This is a genomic window from Vreelandella halophila, from assembly GCF_009856365.1.
Classification (GTDB): Bacteria; Pseudomonadota; Gammaproteobacteria; order Pseudomonadales; family Oleiphilaceae; genus Halospina; species Halospina utahensis_B.
The window spans coordinates 49,376-64,737 of record NZ_WMEX01000007.1; the positions used below are offsets into that span (position 1 = coordinate 49,376).

The window sequence follows — 15,362 nt, forward strand, 5'->3', positions numbered from 1 at the left end:
GTATGTCGGAAACACGCCGCAAGGTCCGTATTGGCGATCTTCTCGTTGAGAACAGCGTCATCACTGATGAGCAGCTCCAGACGGCGCTGAGTGAGCAGAAGCGTACCGGCCGCAAGCTCGGCAAGACCCTCACGGATCTGGGCTATGTGGATGAGGACCAGCTGCTGAACTTTCTCTCCCAGCAGCTCGATATCCCGTTTGTCCAGCTCCGCCATTACAACTTCGACCATGAGCTGGTGAAGAAACTCCCGGAGGCCCAGGCCCGGCGCTTCCGCTCCATCGTGCTGGCCGAGCGCAACGGCGAGCTGCTGGTGGGCATGGCGGACCCCATGGACATCTTCGCCTACGACGAGCTGACGCGGATCCTGGACCAGCCGGTGAAACAGGCCGTGGTGCGGGAGAGCGAACTGCTCAGCACGCTTGACCTGGTCTATCGCCGCACGGATGAGATCGCCTCCCTGGCCGAGGAGCTGGAAGACGAGATCGGCGACGAGGCCTTTGATCTGGCGGATCTGGGCAGCGACTCGGATGTGAACGAAGCCCCGGTGGTGCGCCTGCTGCAGACCATCTTCGAGGATGCCATCCAGGCCCGCAGCTCGGACGTTCACATTGAGCCGGATGAAACCGTGATCCGCATCCGCCAGCGCATCGACGGGGTGCTGCAGGAACAGGTCATGAAGGAAAAGCGCATCCACTCCGCGCTGGTGCTGCGCCTCAAGCTCATGGCCGGGCTCAACATCTCCGAGAAACGCATGCCCCAGGACGGGCGCTTCAACATCCGCGTGAAAGGGCGGAGCATCGACGTGCGGGTGTCCACGCTGCCGGTGCAGTACGGCGAATCCGTAGTCATGCGTCTGCTGGACCAGTCCCAGGGCATACTGGATCTGGAGAGCACCGGTATGCCGCCTGGCATCCTGCGGCGGTTCCGCCGGCTCATCCATCGGCCCCATGGCATGATGCTCGTGACCGGGCCCACCGGCTCGGGTAAGACGACCACCCTCTACGGCGCACTGACTGAGCTCAACCAGGCCCAGGTGAAGATCATCACCGCCGAGGATCCGGTGGAATACCGGCTGCCGCGCATCACCCAGGTGCAGGTGAAGAGCCAGATCGGGCTGACCTTTGCCTCGGTACTGCGCTCGGCCCTGCGCCAGGACCCGGACATCATCCTGGTGGGGGAGATGCGCGACCAGGAAACTGTCCAGATCGGTCTGCGCGCCGCCATGACCGGCCACATGGTGCTCTCCACCCTGCACACCAACGACGCCGTCAGCAGTGCCATGCGCCTTCTGGACATGGGCGCGGAACCCTTTCTGGTCTCCAGCTCCATTGCCGGGGTCCTGGCCCAGCGGCTGGTGCGGCGTGTGTGTGAGAACTGCCAGGTTCCCTACACCCCGACGCATCAGGAAAAGATCTGGATTGACCGGATCAGGGGGGAGCGTGGTGACCTGGCGGCGCCTGCGGAATTGGGGGAGGTGTCGGAGCCTGCCGAACCGGTGGTAACAGAAACCGTTGATGGCGGGGGAGATGATTCCCTGGAGTTGACCCTCTCCGACGAGTTGATGAAGACCGGGGAGACAGCGCCTGACCATACGGGTGGTTCTGGTAGGGATGCTGGCCAGGGCTTTGTTGTGGGCAAGGGCTGCTACCAGTGCAGCAACACAGGTTACCGGGGCCGTATCGGCGTTTACGAGCTTCTGGAATTCAATGAGGCGATGCTGGATGCGTTGCGCCGGGCGGACTATGCCGGCTTCGAGCGGGCCGCACGGGCCATGCCGGACTACGAGAGCCTGGACCACTGCGCCCTGCGATACGCCGAACAGGGGATCACCAGCCTGGATGAGGTCGCCCGGGTCTCCGCCACGCTCGGTGGTGGCACCGCGGATGAGGCGGGAGACTGACCATGCGTTTCGAGTATCGGGGCCGTAACAGCAAGGGTGCCCTGGAACAGGGGGTGCTGGAAGGGGGGTCACGGGACGCCATCGCCGCCGAGCTCCAGCGCCGGGGCATTACGCCAGTCTCCGTGGAGCCGGAGGCGGAAGCCGGCAGCAGCCTGGCTCAGCTGGGGCAGATCGAGCTGTTCCAACCGAAAGTGAAGCTGGATGACCTGATCGTGTTCTGTCGCCAGATGTACGCGCTCACCAAGGCCGGCATCCCGATCATCCGCACCATGCGCGGGCTGGCCGAGACCAGCAAGGCGCGCGCGCTGAGCCAGGCGCTGGATGACGTGGCGGACCGGCTGGAGACCGGCACCACCATGGCCACCGCCATGCAGGCCAATGACCGTGTGTTCTCCGGACTGTTCGTGGCGATGGTGCACGTGGGGGAGAACACCGGTAACCTGGACGATGCCTTCTTCCGCCTCTCGCGCATCCTGGAGCTGGAACGTGAAACAAGGCGGCGCATCAAGCAGGCCACCCGTTATCCGATCTTCGTGATCGTCGCGCTGACCGCGGCGATGATCATCATCAACTTCTTCGTGATCCCCCAGTTTATTTCCACCTTTGAACGCCTGGGCGCGGACCTGCCGTTCATCACCCAGGTGCTGATCATGACCTCCAACTTCATGACCACCTGGTGGCCGGCACTGCTGGGAGGTATGGTGGCCGCCTTCGTGGGGGTACGTCGCTGGATCGCCACAGAGCAGGGGCGCCTGCAGTGGGACCGTTACAAGCTGCGTATTCCCATCATCGGGCCCATTCTGGAGCAGATCGCGCTGAGCCGGTTCTCGCGTAACTTTGCCACGACCCTCGCAGCCGGTATGCCCGTGACCAGCGCGCTTTCCGTGGTAGCGGACGCCAACAGTAACGCCTGGATCGCGCATCACCTGCATGAGATGCGAACCTCGATTGAGCGCGGTGACAGCCTGATGCGCGCCGCCCGTGAAAGCGAGCTGTTCACGCCGCTGATTCTGCAGATGATCTCGGTGGGCGAGGAAACCGGCTCCGTGGATGAGATGCTCATCAACGTGGCGGATTTCTACGACGAGGAAGTGGATTACCAGTTGAACCGGTTGTCTGAATCCATTGAGCCCATATTGCTCGTCGGTGTGGCCATACTGGTGCTGATTCTGGCGCTGGGGGTCTTTCTGCCGGTTTGGGATCTGGGCAGTGCGGCGATCGGATAAGCGAGAGGAGCGACAGAATGAACAGCTCGCCATACAGAAACGTAACACCCCGCCAATCGGGCTTTACGCTCATCGAACTGGTGGTGGTGATTGTGATTATTGCCATTCTGGCGGCCACCGCGCTGCCACGGTTCGCGGAGCTTTCGGAAGAAGCTCACCGGGCCAGTGTGCGGGGAACCGGAGGTGCCTACGGGGCCGCAGTGGCCCTGGTCAAGGCGCAGTGGACAGGTAATGGAGCCCCCGGATCAGTGACTGACGGGCTGGAAGGGTTTGGCGCGGATAACGTCAATACCAATGACGAGGGCTGGCCTGTTTCTACTCAGGGGGGAACTGGCAATGACTGCGTTGATCTATGGAGGGCACTGCTGCAGTCGAATGCCCCCACGGTCGGCGCCAGTACGGGCAACGATACCGACTATGTTGCCAGCACTCGTGACGGGAACTGCGTTTACACGTACCAGCGTGACGGCAGCGGTAATTTCATTGAATACAACCCTGAGGAGGGAGAAGTTTTCACAAGTATAGACAATCCCTGACTCGCAAAACCCGCGAAATGATCCATACTGTTAGCCAAAACATTTAAATCTTGAAAGATCTTGAAGGAGTACGTTCCATGCAACGTCAGCAGCAGGGTTTCACCCTCATAGAACTGGTTATTGTGATTGTTATTCTTGGCATTCTGTCCGCATTTGCTCTGCCACGGTTTGCGGATTTGGGTGGGGATGCACGCTCGGCTTCCATCGAAGGTGCTGCGGGCTCCATAAAGTCGGCGTCCTCAATTGTGCATTCAGCGTGCTTGGCCTCTACTGACTGTGATCAAAATGCCGCCCAAGGCGCATCAAATACATCGCTTACACTCGAAGGGACTACCGTGAACCTGGCGTTCGGTTACCCGGTATCCGACACTGATGCCGCCAACCCGGATGGGATATTGGCAGCTGCCCAGATCAATGAGGATGATTTCTCGATCAATGCTGGTGATCCCCTGACGGTTCAGGCGGATGGCGCCGCAACACCTGCCAACTGCCAGGTTCAGTACACTCAGGCATCAGGCACCGGCACATCTCCTGATATTAGTGTGGATGTCAGTGATTGCTGATGATGACAGCGGCAGTAGCCTGATCTCTGGTCGAGAATATGCGGGCGCTGGGTGATCATGAACCCCGAAAAAATCGAATTCAGTTCGGTTTCACCTTGGTTGAGCTTATAATCACTCTGATACTGATCGGGGCGATCAGCGCACTGGGAATCGCACTTCTGGCGTCGCCAAGTGCTTATTCCGCAGGCGCCGCCCGCGATCAGTTCATTTCCTCCGCTCTTCTTGCCCAAAAACGGGCCCTAGCCAACACTGACGCCACCGTTGCCCTGACGATCACTGAATCGGCGGGGCAGTGGTGTTTTCGCGTCTCTGCCAAGGGTGACGCTGGGTGTAGCGGAAACCAGCGAGGTGCCCGGACAGCCGCCCGGGAAGGGGCGAGCCTCCAGAATAACCCGGGCACTCTGTATTACCGGGGAATACGGCGGGTCAATGCCAGCGATGAGCCGATCTCTGCCGGCTCGAACATTGATCTGAACTTTGTCCCTTCAGGAGGTGGGGCGGGGCATCCGGCCTGTATCTCGGCATCGGGGTTCGCTTACCCGGAGCGCTGTATTGATGGCTGACTCCTCTTCTTTTTATCCCGCCAAACCGGAGTCCGGTGTCACCCTGATCGAGCTGGTGATCACGATTGTGATCGTCGGGGTTGCCATCGCCGGTGTGATTGGTAGCTATTCACTGGTGGTGGGGCGCAGTGCGAACACGCTTTATCAGTCGCGGACCACTGCCGTGGGTCAGGCCTACCTGGACGAGATTCTTGCGCGGCGGTTCGGGCCGGGGGTCGGCCCGGGCGGCAGTCCTTCCGCTAGTGGCTGTAACGATACAGGTACGGGTGGCGGGAAAGAGCGTGCCGATTACAGGACGGTGAATGACTATCAGGGGCTGGAGGACTCGCCGCCGCGCCTGGTATCCGGTGGTTTTGGCGAGGCCTATGAAGGGTATCGTGTAGAAGTAAGTGTTACCTGTGCCGGGGCCGAAGTGGGTGTGGGCGATGACGCCAAGCGCATTGACGTCATGGTCTATCCAGCCCAGGGGCCGAGCATGACGTTCACAGCCTACAAGGGTAACTTCTGATGCGCCGCCAGCAGGGCTTCACGCTGACGGAGCTGATCATGGTGATCGTGATCCTGGGCATCATCGCGGCCATCTCGGTGCGCTTCATCCAGTTCTCCACTCAGGGGGCGCTGGATACCGCCAATCGCCAGCGTCTGGCACTCGGAGCAGGGATTGCTTCCGAGCAGGTCAGCCGTGAGTTGCGCTCGGCATTGCCGGGCAGCATCCGCACCAGTGAAGGTGGGGAGTGCATCGAGTTTTTCCCGATCGTGGCGGGGTCCCGGTACGTGGATGGTGCGGACAGCTTTGAACCCAATCGGGCGCTTTCCGAGTTCCAGGCAGTACCGTTCTCGCGCTCGACGGAGCAAGCCATCCGAGTGTTCATCTATCCCTATGCCGAGGGTGATTTCCCCGATGGACTGTATGAGACGGGTGCTGAAACCCGGGCGGGGCTGGGGTCGGTCAGCGGGTCCGGGGAGGAGCGCACTGTCACGCTCAGTTCGCCCCATACGTTTCCAGAGCATTCACCACAGCGACGCGTAACGCTTACCGGAGATCCGGTGAGTTTCTGTCGTGGCACGGGGACCAATAGTCGCTACCTTTTCCGGTATTCCGGCTATGGGCTTAACGCCAGTGGTGGCCGGCCCAGCGGAGGCGTTCGTGAGGTGGTTGCGATGCCGCTTGGCGACGGGCCACTGATTTTCAGTTTTATACCGCCGACACGTCAGCGCAACGGCGTGGTGACCTTTGAATTTACGTTGCAGTCGGCGGACTCTGAGGAGTCCCTCTCTGTGGCCCAGGAGGTACAGGTGCGCAATGTTCCCTGACTCACGTCCAATCCAGTTCCAGGGGCGCCGCTCGTCCCAGGGCGGTGCCGGGCTGGTGATGGCCATCTTCCTGATTACGGTCATGGCACTGATTGTCTCGACCATTGCGCAGCTCCAACAGACCACCGGTGAGGCTGAGGCGCTGGACATCCAGTCCACGCGAGCCTACTACGCGGCGGAGTCCGGCGCGCAGCTGGCCATGACCCTGCAGGATGAAGGGGAAGGGTGTGGTTTCGGAACCCGTACTTTTGATGGTTTCAGCAACGGCCTCAGGGACTGTGAGGCGGACGTCAAGTGTACTGACCTCAGCACACAGGAGAAGGTCTTTCGCATTGAGAGCCATGGGCAATGCGGGAGCGGAGCGGATTTAGCCAGCCGCACAGTGGAGGTACTGGCTCGATGAAGCGTGTAAGTGGAAGTCTGACACTGTTTGTCATCGTTGCTTCCATTCTGGCTGTTCGCACAGGTGGTGCTGCAGAGCAGGTGCTATCGGAACCGGGAGCTGGAACCCTGGTTGTGCCTGACAATGTTTCCGAAATCACCGTTGAGCTCTGGGGTGGTGGGGGTCGTGGTGGTAGCCGTCAAAGTCCTGGAGCTGCGGGTGGCGGTGGCGGGGGTGGCTACGTCAGCGAGACGTTCCAGGTAAATCCGGGGGAAACTTACGAGTACCAGGTTGGTTCTGGAAGTAGCAGTAGTGAATCGGGTGAAAGCTCCTTTCTGAGGGGGCCTGCGGGGGCTGTTGAAGCTTTTGGGGGCGAAAGTGTTCCGCTTGACGGCGATGAGGGGGCTGTAGGTGGTTCTGGGGTTGGCGCTGAGGTCTATCAAGGCGGTACCGGAGGTTCAGGGGAAACAGGCGGATTTTTGGAGACGGACAGGCAAGCTGGGGGAGGTGGTGCTTCAGCTGGCCCAGCAGGGAATGGTGCTGATGGTCAAACCCCTGAAGGAGGGCAGGCGGGCCAGGACAGCGGCAGCGGTGGTAACGGTGCTGAAACAGAGTTTGGGGATTCCCGGCCAGGTAATCCCGGCGGCCTTCCGGGAGGAGGCGGCGGCGGGGCAACCACCTGTTCCAGGTTGTTCTGTCCTGCCGAAGAAGGTGGAGTTGGGGGCGACGGCCAGATATGGATAACCACAGATGGTGATCCGCTCAAAGCTTCCGCTGACATTGCCTACTGGTTTGATGGGGACTGGGGAGGGGCGGCCTCCGTTCCGGATCAGAGCGGGAACGGTAATACGGGCACCTCAAACGGAGCATCTTTCGTCAGCGCGGGGGAAGACGGCGCGATTCCCAATTCCCCGGGCACCTGTGGTTTTGCATCCATACCAGCCGACGGCAACATAACTACTCAATCAGACGTCGCTAATGCCAGCGACTCATTCAGCATGGGCTTCTGGGTGCGGATGGAGGAGGGGCAACAGACCAGCGACACGCCCAGTATTGTCGCAGTAGGCGATGTAACCGACTTCTATGCCGAAAGGGCTGAAGTGCTGGCGGATTTTCGCGGGGGAAGTCGGGATCTCGTCTTTGTCGTTCATACACGTCAGGGGCAGGGCCAGGGACAGGGCAGTATCCGGCAGCGCGAGTTGCGATGGACTCCGGATGCAGGCACTGAAACAGATCCCTTCTCAGGGAACTGGGTGCATGTTGCCGTAAGCCATGATCTTGAAGCCAATGAGCTGGTTATGTATGTGAATGGCAATGAAGAGGTCATCAGGGAGGATTACGAAAGAGGACGTTCCGTTGTTGAAGCCGACTCTGCAATCCAGATTGGCGGTTTTTCCGATGGAACCGCCCCCGCGGCGTTTGATTTTGATGAGTTCCGCTATTCCGCCAGTGCGATCAGCAGTTCGCAGGCGGTGCGTCTGGCCAATGAAAGTAGACCCTGCAACACAGGTCTGGCAGGTTTCGAGATCAATGCTTCATCCGTTGCCAGTGTGTGTGAACCATTGCCAATCCAGATCACCGCCATCAATAGCTCGGGGGCACAGGTTGCTGATTATACCGGGGCTGTCGATCTTTCAACTTCGTCAGGCAATGGCAACTGGTCGATTGCGGATGGGGAGGGCGGTCTGACTCCTTCCCCTGACAATGACAATAATGGTGCTGCACAGTACCAGTTTGTTGATGCGGATGAAGGTCAGGTGACGCTGGCTCTGGCGAACGAGTTGGCGGACCGGCTCACCGTCAGCGTTGTTGATAGTGGGGGCCAGGTAGGCACGACCTCGGATCCTATCCAGTTCCGGGAAAACATATTCCAGATCCAGTCCTCGGATTCTCTCGGAACGGACTTTGTTGCCGGTCGCGATCATCAAGTTGAGATTGCCGCTTATGGACGTGGACAGGATCAGGAGTGTGGTCCGATTACTGCTTATGATGGTGCCGTGGCTCTGAAAGCATGGCTGGATCGTGCAGATCAGGATCCAGGCGGAGAGGCCCCCTCTCTGGATGGCAGTGGTGGCCTGCCAGACTCGGAGCCAGGATCCGGAAATGTTGATGTGGTGTTCAATGAGGGTGTTGCGGAACTGCCATGGCAGGCCACGGATGTAGCTCAGTATTCATTGAATGTCCTGGATGACAGTTCCGGTATTGTTCAGGATGAAGAAGGGAACCCCTTGCCGGTGAGCGGGCAGGGGCCGGAATGGACTGTTCGCCCATTCGCGTTTCATGTCTCCGTCCCCGACAATCCAGGCGCTTCATCCCCCACCGACGATGCATTTCAGGCTGCGGGGCGTCCGTTCGACGTCAGTGTGCGGGCGGTACAGTGGCAGGCAGCTGATGATGGCAATGATGATGGGCAGCCGGATGGTCATGAGACGCCGGATCCAACGAATCGGGCGGATCTTTCGGATAACGCGTCAACTGCTTCCTTTGGCGGCAGTAAACCCGTCGCGGAGGTGTCCTCTACCCTGGTTGCCGGACCGCCCAACCCAGCGGATCCGGGCTTGGCCGGTATGCCGGAGGTCGACGCGTTCACTGATGGGCAGGGCTCTGTTACGACCCAGTTTGATGAAGCGGGCAGTATTGCTGTGCAGGCATTACTGGATGGGGGCTATCTTGGTCGGTCGGTAATGGTTCGGGGCTGGTCGGGCTTCGTGGGTAGGTTCCACCCGGAACTGTTCGCTGTCCAGCCGTCAGACGGGGCTTTTGAGCCGACCTGCAATAACTTTGCGTACACTGGGCAGCCGCATGGCTATGATCCGGCTCAGGCACCGGAACTGACCATCACACCGAAAGCCTATCGGGCATCAGGGACCGCGCCTCAGGTCACCAATTATCGTGAAACATGGCAGTTGCTGGAGGCCGGGGATGTCTCGCGAATCTTCCCTGAAGAGGATGCTGACAATGGTCTCGACGTGTCGGTTGATCAAGCGCCTGAGGGAGACCTGACCCCTCTGGAAGATGGGAATATGCTCTATCAGTTCGTCGGTGATGAATTCATCTACATCCGGACTGAGGGCACACGGATCGAGCCGTTCACGAGCAATCTCACTCTGGAGGTTGATGGTGTTGATGACGGTGATGCGCAGCTGATGGAGAGTCAGAACCCTGTCACTCTGGATCCCGCCGGTGTGGAGATCCGTTATGGCCGTATCAGTCTGGGCAGTGTTTACGGCCCGGAGAACGTGGACCTCATTATGTCGCTCAGGGCTGAGTATTGGGATGGTGAGCGCTTCAGGCTGAACACCGCTGACGAGAGTGACGTTCCTCCTGCGGAAAGCGGGGAAGGGTGTTTCCAGTACAGTCCCTGGAATGAGGAAGATGGAGGAGATATTCAGATCGCTTCGCAGGATGTGGCGGATAATGTCAGGTCAGGAGACTCTACAGCGGAGACGTACGGTCTTTCCGGTGGCCAACCCAAATCTGGTAATGAGATTCTTCTGCGCTCAGGGCGTGATCCGGTTGACCCTGATGACCGCCAGAGTGAGGTTGAGCTGCTCAATGTGCCTGACTGGCTGAAACCTTTCGACAGCGACGGCAATCTCCAGAACCCGAGCGCCACTGCCACCTTCGGCGTTTATCGGGGTCACGATCGCATCATCTACTGGCGGGAGGTCCAGTAGGATCGAGCTTGCTCGCGATTCGAAGCAGCTACGGGCCTGCAATCGCGAGCAAGCTCGCTCCTACAGCAGAAACGGGGATCAGTCTTCCTGTGGCGCCTCTTCGGCGTGCTCATCCATACCAAGTTCCTTGATCTTGCGCGTCAGCGTATTCCGCCCCCAGCCCAGCAGGTTGGCCGCATCCCGCCGTCGGCCGCCGGTGTGTTTGAGGGCGGTTTCGATCATGACGCGTTCGAACTCCGGTAACGCGGTATCCAGGATCGGGTGTTTGCCCTGTTTCAGTGCGCGGTCGGCCCAGTCCCGGAGCTGTTCCTGCCAGCTGCCGGCAGTGCTGCCGGCTTCTTCCTGCTCCAGCAGTTCCCGTGGCAGGTCGTTCACATGGATTTCGCGGCCGGAGGCCATCACAGTCAGCCAGCGGCAGACGTTCTCCAGCTGGCGTACGTTACCGGGCCAAGGCAGGGTGCTGAGGTAGGTTTCAGTGTCCTCCTTGAGGATCTTGGGTTCCACGCTCAGTTCAAGCGCCGCCTGCTTGAGGAAGTGGCGCATCAGCAGGGGAATGTCCTCGCGGCGCTCGCTCAGTGTTGGCAGGTGAACGCGGATGACGTTGAGCCGGTGGAAAAGGTCCTCGCGGAAGCTGCCTTCGCGTACCCGTTCCTCCAGGTTCTGGTGGGTGGCGGCGATGATGCGCACGTCCGCTCGAACAGGTGTGGCGCCGCCGACGCGGTAGAATTCGCCGTCGGCCAGAACGCGGAGCAGGCGGGTCTGGGTGTCCGCCGGCATGTCACCGATCTCGTCCAGAAACAGGGTGCCACCGTTGGACTGCTCAAAGCGGCCTTGGCGGGCAGCGTTGGCGCCGGTGAAGGCGCCTTTCTCGTGGCCGAACAGCTCGGATTCGATCAGGTCCCGTGGAATGGCGGCCATATTCAGGGCCACGAAGGGGCCGCCTGAGCGCGGACTGTGGTTGTGCAGGGCGCGTGCGACCAGTTCCTTGCCTGTGCCGCTTTCCCCGTTGATCAGTACTGTGATGTTGGAGTGCGAAAGGCGCCCTATGGCCCGGAAAACTTCCTGCATGGCGGGGGCCTCACCGATGATCTCGGCATTCTCGCCGGCGTGTTCCGCCTCCCGCTCACGGGCGCTTGAGCGCTGCTCCCGGCCATGATCAATGGCGCGCTGGATGAGGGAGAGGGCCTCGTCCACGTCAAAGGGTTTGGGCAGGTATTCAAAAGCGCCGGTCTGATAGGAAGAGACCGCGCTGTCCAGATCCGAGTGGGCGGTCATGATGATGACCGGCACCATGGGGAAGCGTTCACTGATGGAGCGCAGCAGGGTGATGCCATCGATGCCGGGCATTCGGATATCGCTGATCACAGCATCCGGCTGGTCCTGCTCAAGCCGTTCCAGTATGCCTTCGCCGCTTTCAAAGCTGACCGTTTCAAGGTCGGCGCGGCTCAGTGCGCGCTCCAGCACCCAGCGGATGCTGCGGTCGTCGTCGATGATCCAGACAGTGGCGCTCATTCGGAGGCCTCCAGGGGAAGAAAGATGATGAATCGGGTGCAGCCGGGCTGGCTCTCACATTCCACCAGGCCCTGGTGCTGCCCCACGATGCTCTGGGTAATGGCCAGCCCGAGCCCGGTGCCATCGGGGCGGCCGCTGATCATGGGGTAGAAAATGTTCGGTTGAAGCTCGCGTGGAATGCCGGGCCCGTTGTCGATGATGTCCACCCGGCAGACCAGCCGGTGGCGCATATGGCCGATGGTGAACTGGCGCAGGGCGCGGGTACGCATGGTGATCGTGGGCTCTGCATCCTCCGGCGGGTGCTTGGTAAGCACTTCCAGGGCATTGCGCGCAATGTTGAGGATGGCCTGGATCAGCTGCTCGCGGTCGCCCATGAACTCGGGGATACTGGGATCGTAGTCCCGCACAAGGCTGACCTGGCTGCCGCCTTCGGCTTCCAGCAGGGTACGCACATGTTCAACCACATCATGGATGTTGGTGGGGGCTGTCTCGATGGCCCGGTTCGGGCCCAGCATCCGATCCACCAGGGTGCGCAGCCGGTCCGCCTCCTCCATGATCACCCGCGTGAAGTCGCGCAGTTCCGCGTTCTCCAGCTCACGTTCCAGCAGCTGGGCCGCCCCACGGATACCGCCCAGAGGGTTCTTGATCTCGTGGGCCATGCCCCGCACCAGGGTACGCGTGGTCTCCTGCTGGGTGAGGAGTTCCTCTTCCCGCGAGATGCGCTGGAGACGGTCCCGTTGCTGGATCTCCATCAGCAGCAGGGGGTCGTCCCCGGGGAACGGTGAGATGGAATAGTCCACGCAGATCAGCTGGCCACTGGGCAGCAGCAGTTCCGCTTCGCGCTTGGTGAAGGTATGGCCGGTGGCCGCAGTCTCGGTGAGCGTCTGCAGGGCCGCGTCCGGCTCCACGAAGATACTGGTCACCGGCAGGCCGCGGATGCGGTCGCCACTGGTCTGGAGCAGCATCTCGGCAGCTGGGTTCAGGTAGCGCGTGCGTTTGTCGTGATCGAGCACCAGAACCGCTGTCGCCAGATTGTCCAGGATGCGCTGGTGCATGGGTTCGGTCATAGGTCCCCTCCTGGGAACAGGCTCTGCAAGAATCAAACCAGCTTCTGGGTCGGTGTAAAAGCGCTGCTGGGCCGAATCAGTGCACGGTTGGAATCGCATTCTGCCCCATGCTAATGCAGAAGGTTCTCGTGTGCACCAATACAGTGCATTGAAGCGGTCGCAGTCTGGACGCGGGCGGTGTCGCCAGGGGGATCCCGGCGAGCGGGTCTTCAGTTCAGTTGCGAGGGGCGGTGCAGGGTGAATCGGGTGACATCGGAGGAGCTGATTGTCTCGCCGTTGGCGTTGACCACATGGATCACGATCTCGTGGGTACCCCGGTTCATGTTCTCCAGCGTGAAGCTGGTGCTGCGGCTCTGGCGGGTTCTCTCGCCATCCAGTTCGAGGGCAAAGCGGTGACCGGAACGCAGCGAGGGCTGGGACTGGATGCGTACCACGACCAGCCCATCGCCGCGCCAGAAAGCGCTGTCGTGTTCCGGCTGGGTGATCTCGATGGACTCGTAGCCCTGCTTTTCGTTGTTTCCGCCGTCGCCCTCGCGTTCGCTGTTGCGGCGTTCGCGCGCTGCGCCATCGGGCAGGCTGACCTCCGGCAGGGGGTCCAGTTCCATGGCTTCGCTGTCATCGCCGGCCGGCTCGTCCGAATAGGTTACGTTGCCGTTCTCGTCCACGTGCCGGTAGATCTCACCGGCCACGGTGCTGCTGCACAAGGGCAGGAGAAAGGCCAGGACCAGCGCTGTGAGGGCAATTGTTGATCGGAACACGGAGCCTCCGGATTCGGGACGGACGGATATCCTTTCCCGATTATTCAAGCACCGCGTTGCCAATGCAACAAAAAACCCGGCGCGGGTTGCCCCGGGCCGGGTTCTGACAGGTACTGGAGCCGTGTTTACACGGAGTAGTACATGTCGAATTCCACCGGATGGGTGGTCATGTTGTAGCGGGTTACATCCTCACGCTTGAGGTCGATGTAGCCCTGGATCATGTCTTCGGTGAAGACGCCGCCCTGGGTCAGGAACTCGTGGTCCGCTTCGAGAGCGTCCAGCGCTTCCTGGAAGGTCTCCGACACGGTCGGGATTTCCAGTGCCTCTTCCTTGGGCAGATCGTAGAGATCCTTGTCCATGGCTTCGCCGGGGTGGATCTTGTTCTGGATGCCGTCCAGGCCCGCCATGACCAGCGCGGAGAACGCCAGGTAAGGGTTGGCGGACGGGTCCGGGAAGCGCACCTCGATCCGGCGTGCCTTGGGGTTGTTGGTGTACGGGATCCGGATGGACGCGGAGCGGTTGCGCGCGGAGTAGGCGAGCATCACCGGCGCTTCGAAGCCTGGAACCAGGCGCTTGTAGGAGTTGGTGGACGCGTTGGTGAACGCGTTGATGGCCCTGGCATGCTTGATGATGCCGCCGATGTAGTAGAGGGCATTTTCGCTCAGGCCGGCGTAGCTGTCGCCGGAGAACATGTTCTTGCCGTCCTTGCTCAGCGACATGTTGACGTGCATGCCGGAGCCGTTGTCGCCGACCACCGGCTTGGGCATGAAGGTGGCGGTCTTGCCGAAGGCATGGGCCACGTTGTGCACGCAGTACTTGAGAATCTGCACCTCGTCCGCCTTGCGGGTCAGCGTATTCGGGCCAACGCCGATCTCGCACTGACCGGCGGTGCCGACTTCGTGGTGGTGCACCTCAATCTCAAGGTTCATGGATTCCATGGCGGCACACATGGCGCCACGCAGGTCGTGCAGGGAATCCACAGGGGGTACCGGGAAGTAGCCGCCCTTCACCTTGGGCCGGTGGCCGGTGTTGTTGCGCTCGAAGTCCTCACCGGAGACCCAGGCGGCTTCCTCGGAGTGGATTTCGTACATGGCGGAGTCCATGTCCACTTTCCACTTGGCGGAATCGAACACGAAGAACTCGGGCTCAGGGCCGAACAGGGCCGCATCCGCGATGCCCAGGGACTTCATGTAATCCTCGGTGCGCCGTGCCACGGAGCGCGGATCACGCTCATAGCCCTGCATGGTTGCCGGCTCAACGATGTCACAGGTGATGTTGAGGGTGGGCTCTTCCGCGAAAGGATCCAGGGTGACTGCGTCATCATCGGGCATCAGGATCATGTCGGACTCGTTGATGCCCTTCCAGCCATTGATGGAGGACCCATCGAAGGTGGCGCCGTCCGTGAAGAAGTCGTCATCGGCCCCGCTGGCAGGCATGGTTACATGCATTTCCTTGCCGCGGCTGTCGGTGAATCGCAGGTCGATCCACTTGATGTCGTGTTCCTGGATCAGCTTCAGTGTGTTCTTGGACATGTCAGAACTCCATCTGTGGTTCATTTGAGTAGAGCAGAGTGCTCGTGGCTCCGGCCCTGTGCACCGTGGTGGGGCCTTTCGCGTGCCTGACCACCCTTAAGCAAAAGGCTTGCCAATTACCGGATTTGCTCTTTTCTGGCCGCATAACAGGGCATTGGCGTCATCCTGGTGCGCTGACGCCGCTGCACGACGCACTATTACGGTGCACAAACGCGTGAGGCCGGTCCAATCTGGTGCGTTTTTGGACTGCAGCAGAGGCCCGTCGGAAAATGCCCCTGTTACTCGTTGCAGAAATGACCTCATGGAATAATCCGGTCTGTTCGTGTACAAT

At 60.6% G+C, this 15,362-nt stretch carries 13 protein-coding genes; 9 read left to right on the forward strand and 4 right to left on the reverse strand.

Translation table 11 applies throughout. From position 1 onward, the window contains the following. The first annotated feature begins 2 nt into the window (after nt 1-2). The 9 genes from GLW01_RS12600 (at nt 3) to GLW01_RS12640 (ending at nt 10,162) form a co-directional block, all read left to right on the forward strand. Nucleotides 3-1,901 carry a GspE/PulE family protein gene (locus GLW01_RS12600; protein ID WP_237416582.1) on the forward strand — a complete coding sequence of 633 codons (1,899 nt, stop codon included), beginning with the start codon at nt 3-5 and terminating at the stop codon, nt 1,899-1,901. Nucleotides 1,902-1,903: 2 nt separating this feature from the next. Beyond that, a complete protein-coding gene (locus tag GLW01_RS12605) occupies nt 1,904-3,127 on the forward strand; it encodes a type II secretion system F family protein (protein ID WP_160899260.1) in 1,224 nt (407 codons plus the stop codon). 17 nt (nt 3,128-3,144) lie between these two features. Beyond that, the gene (locus GLW01_RS15755) at nt 3,145-3,663 is read left to right on the forward strand and encodes a prepilin-type N-terminal cleavage/methylation domain-containing protein (RefSeq protein ID WP_160899261.1); all 519 of its coding nucleotides are present in this window, start codon (nt 3,145-3,147) and stop codon (nt 3,661-3,663) included. Between the two features lie 77 nt (nt 3,664-3,740). Beyond that, a complete protein-coding gene (locus GLW01_RS15760; RefSeq protein ID WP_160899262.1) occupies nt 3,741-4,226 on the forward strand; it encodes a type II secretion system protein in 486 nt (161 codons plus the stop codon). 38 nt (nt 4,227-4,264) lie between these two features. Further along, nucleotides 4,265-4,789, forward strand: coding sequence for a pilus assembly FimT family protein (locus tag GLW01_RS12620; protein WP_160899263.1), 525 nt, complete (start codon nt 4,265-4,267; stop codon nt 4,787-4,789). Continuing rightward, nucleotides 4,782-5,297 carry a type IV pilus modification PilV family protein gene (locus GLW01_RS12625; RefSeq protein ID WP_160899264.1) on the forward strand — a complete coding sequence of 172 codons (516 nt, stop codon included), beginning with the start codon at nt 4,782-4,784 and terminating at the stop codon, nt 5,295-5,297. Before GLW01_RS12620 ends, GLW01_RS12625 begins: the two co-directional genes overlap by 8 nt. Further along, entirely contained in the window at nt 5,297-6,103 is an 807-nt protein-coding gene (locus GLW01_RS12630) for a type II secretion system protein (RefSeq protein ID WP_151440430.1), read from the forward strand. Before GLW01_RS12625 ends, GLW01_RS12630 begins: the two co-directional genes overlap by 1 nt. Further along, nucleotides 6,093-6,506 (forward strand): hypothetical protein, encoded by a 414-nt coding sequence (locus tag GLW01_RS12635; RefSeq protein ID WP_151440429.1) that lies wholly within the window; start codon nt 6,093-6,095, stop codon nt 6,504-6,506. The genes GLW01_RS12630 and GLW01_RS12635 overlap by 11 nt, the downstream gene beginning before the upstream one ends. Next, complete coding sequence (locus GLW01_RS12640) at nt 6,503-10,162, forward strand: LamG domain-containing protein (RefSeq protein WP_160899265.1); 3,660 nt, start codon at nt 6,503-6,505, stop codon at nt 10,160-10,162. The genes GLW01_RS12635 and GLW01_RS12640 overlap by 4 nt, the downstream gene beginning before the upstream one ends. Nucleotides 10,163-10,240: 78 nt before the next feature. Here GLW01_RS12640 and glnG read toward each other — a convergent pair whose 3' ends face one another. The 4 genes from glnG to glnA all read right to left on the reverse strand — a co-directional run bounded on the left by glnG (nt 10,241) and on the right by glnA (nt 15,031). Continuing rightward, the gene (glnG, locus tag GLW01_RS12645; protein WP_160899266.1) at nt 10,241-11,674 is read right to left on the reverse strand and encodes a nitrogen regulation protein NR(I); all 1,434 of its coding nucleotides are present in this window, start codon (nt 11,672-11,674) and stop codon (nt 10,241-10,243) included. Next, nucleotides 11,671-12,741 (reverse strand): nitrogen regulation protein NR(II), encoded by a 1,071-nt coding sequence (gene glnL / locus GLW01_RS12650; protein WP_160899267.1) that lies wholly within the window; start codon nt 12,739-12,741, stop codon nt 11,671-11,673. Before glnL ends, glnG begins: the two co-directional genes overlap by 4 nt. Nucleotides 12,742-12,950: 209 nt before the next feature. Then, nucleotides 12,951-13,499 (reverse strand): DUF4124 domain-containing protein, encoded by a 549-nt coding sequence (locus GLW01_RS12655; protein WP_160899268.1) that lies wholly within the window; start codon nt 13,497-13,499, stop codon nt 12,951-12,953. A gap of 125 nt (nt 13,500-13,624) precedes the next feature. Next, nucleotides 13,625-15,031 (reverse strand): type I glutamate--ammonia ligase, encoded by a 1,407-nt coding sequence (gene glnA, locus GLW01_RS12660; protein WP_151440425.1) that lies wholly within the window; start codon nt 15,029-15,031, stop codon nt 13,625-13,627. Nucleotides 15,032-15,362: the final 331 nt, after the last annotated feature.

Coding starts and splice junctions, on each gene's coding strand:
- GLW01_RS12600 (WP_237416582.1), top strand. CDS start 3: ATGTCGGAAACACGCCGCAAGGTCCGTATTGGCGATCTTCTCGTTGAG.
- GLW01_RS12605 (WP_160899260.1), top strand. CDS start 1,904: ATGCGTTTCGAGTATCGGGGCCGTAACAGCAAGGGTGCCCTGGAACAG.
- GLW01_RS15755 (WP_160899261.1), top strand. CDS start 3,145: ATGAACAGCTCGCCATACAGAAACGTAACACCCCGCCAATCGGGCTTT.
- GLW01_RS15760 (WP_160899262.1), top strand. CDS start 3,741: ATGCAACGTCAGCAGCAGGGTTTCACCCTCATAGAACTGGTTATTGTG.
- GLW01_RS12620 (WP_160899263.1), top strand. CDS start 4,265: ATGCGGGCGCTGGGTGATCATGAACCCCGAAAAAATCGAATTCAGTTC.
- GLW01_RS12625 (WP_160899264.1), top strand. CDS start 4,782: ATGGCTGACTCCTCTTCTTTTTATCCCGCCAAACCGGAGTCCGGTGTC.
- GLW01_RS12630 (WP_151440430.1), top strand. CDS start 5,297: ATGCGCCGCCAGCAGGGCTTCACGCTGACGGAGCTGATCATGGTGATC.
- GLW01_RS12635 (WP_151440429.1), top strand. CDS start 6,093: ATGTTCCCTGACTCACGTCCAATCCAGTTCCAGGGGCGCCGCTCGTCC.
- GLW01_RS12640 (WP_160899265.1), top strand. CDS start 6,503: ATGAAGCGTGTAAGTGGAAGTCTGACACTGTTTGTCATCGTTGCTTCC.
- glnG (WP_160899266.1), bottom strand. CDS start 11,674: ATGAGCGCCACTGTCTGGATCATCGACGACGACCGCAGCATCCGCTGG.
- glnL (WP_160899267.1), bottom strand. CDS start 12,741: ATGACCGAACCCATGCACCAGCGCATCCTGGACAATCTGGCGACAGCG.
- glnA (WP_151440425.1), bottom strand. CDS start 15,031: ATGTCCAAGAACACACTGAAGCTGATCCAGGAACACGACATCAAGTGG.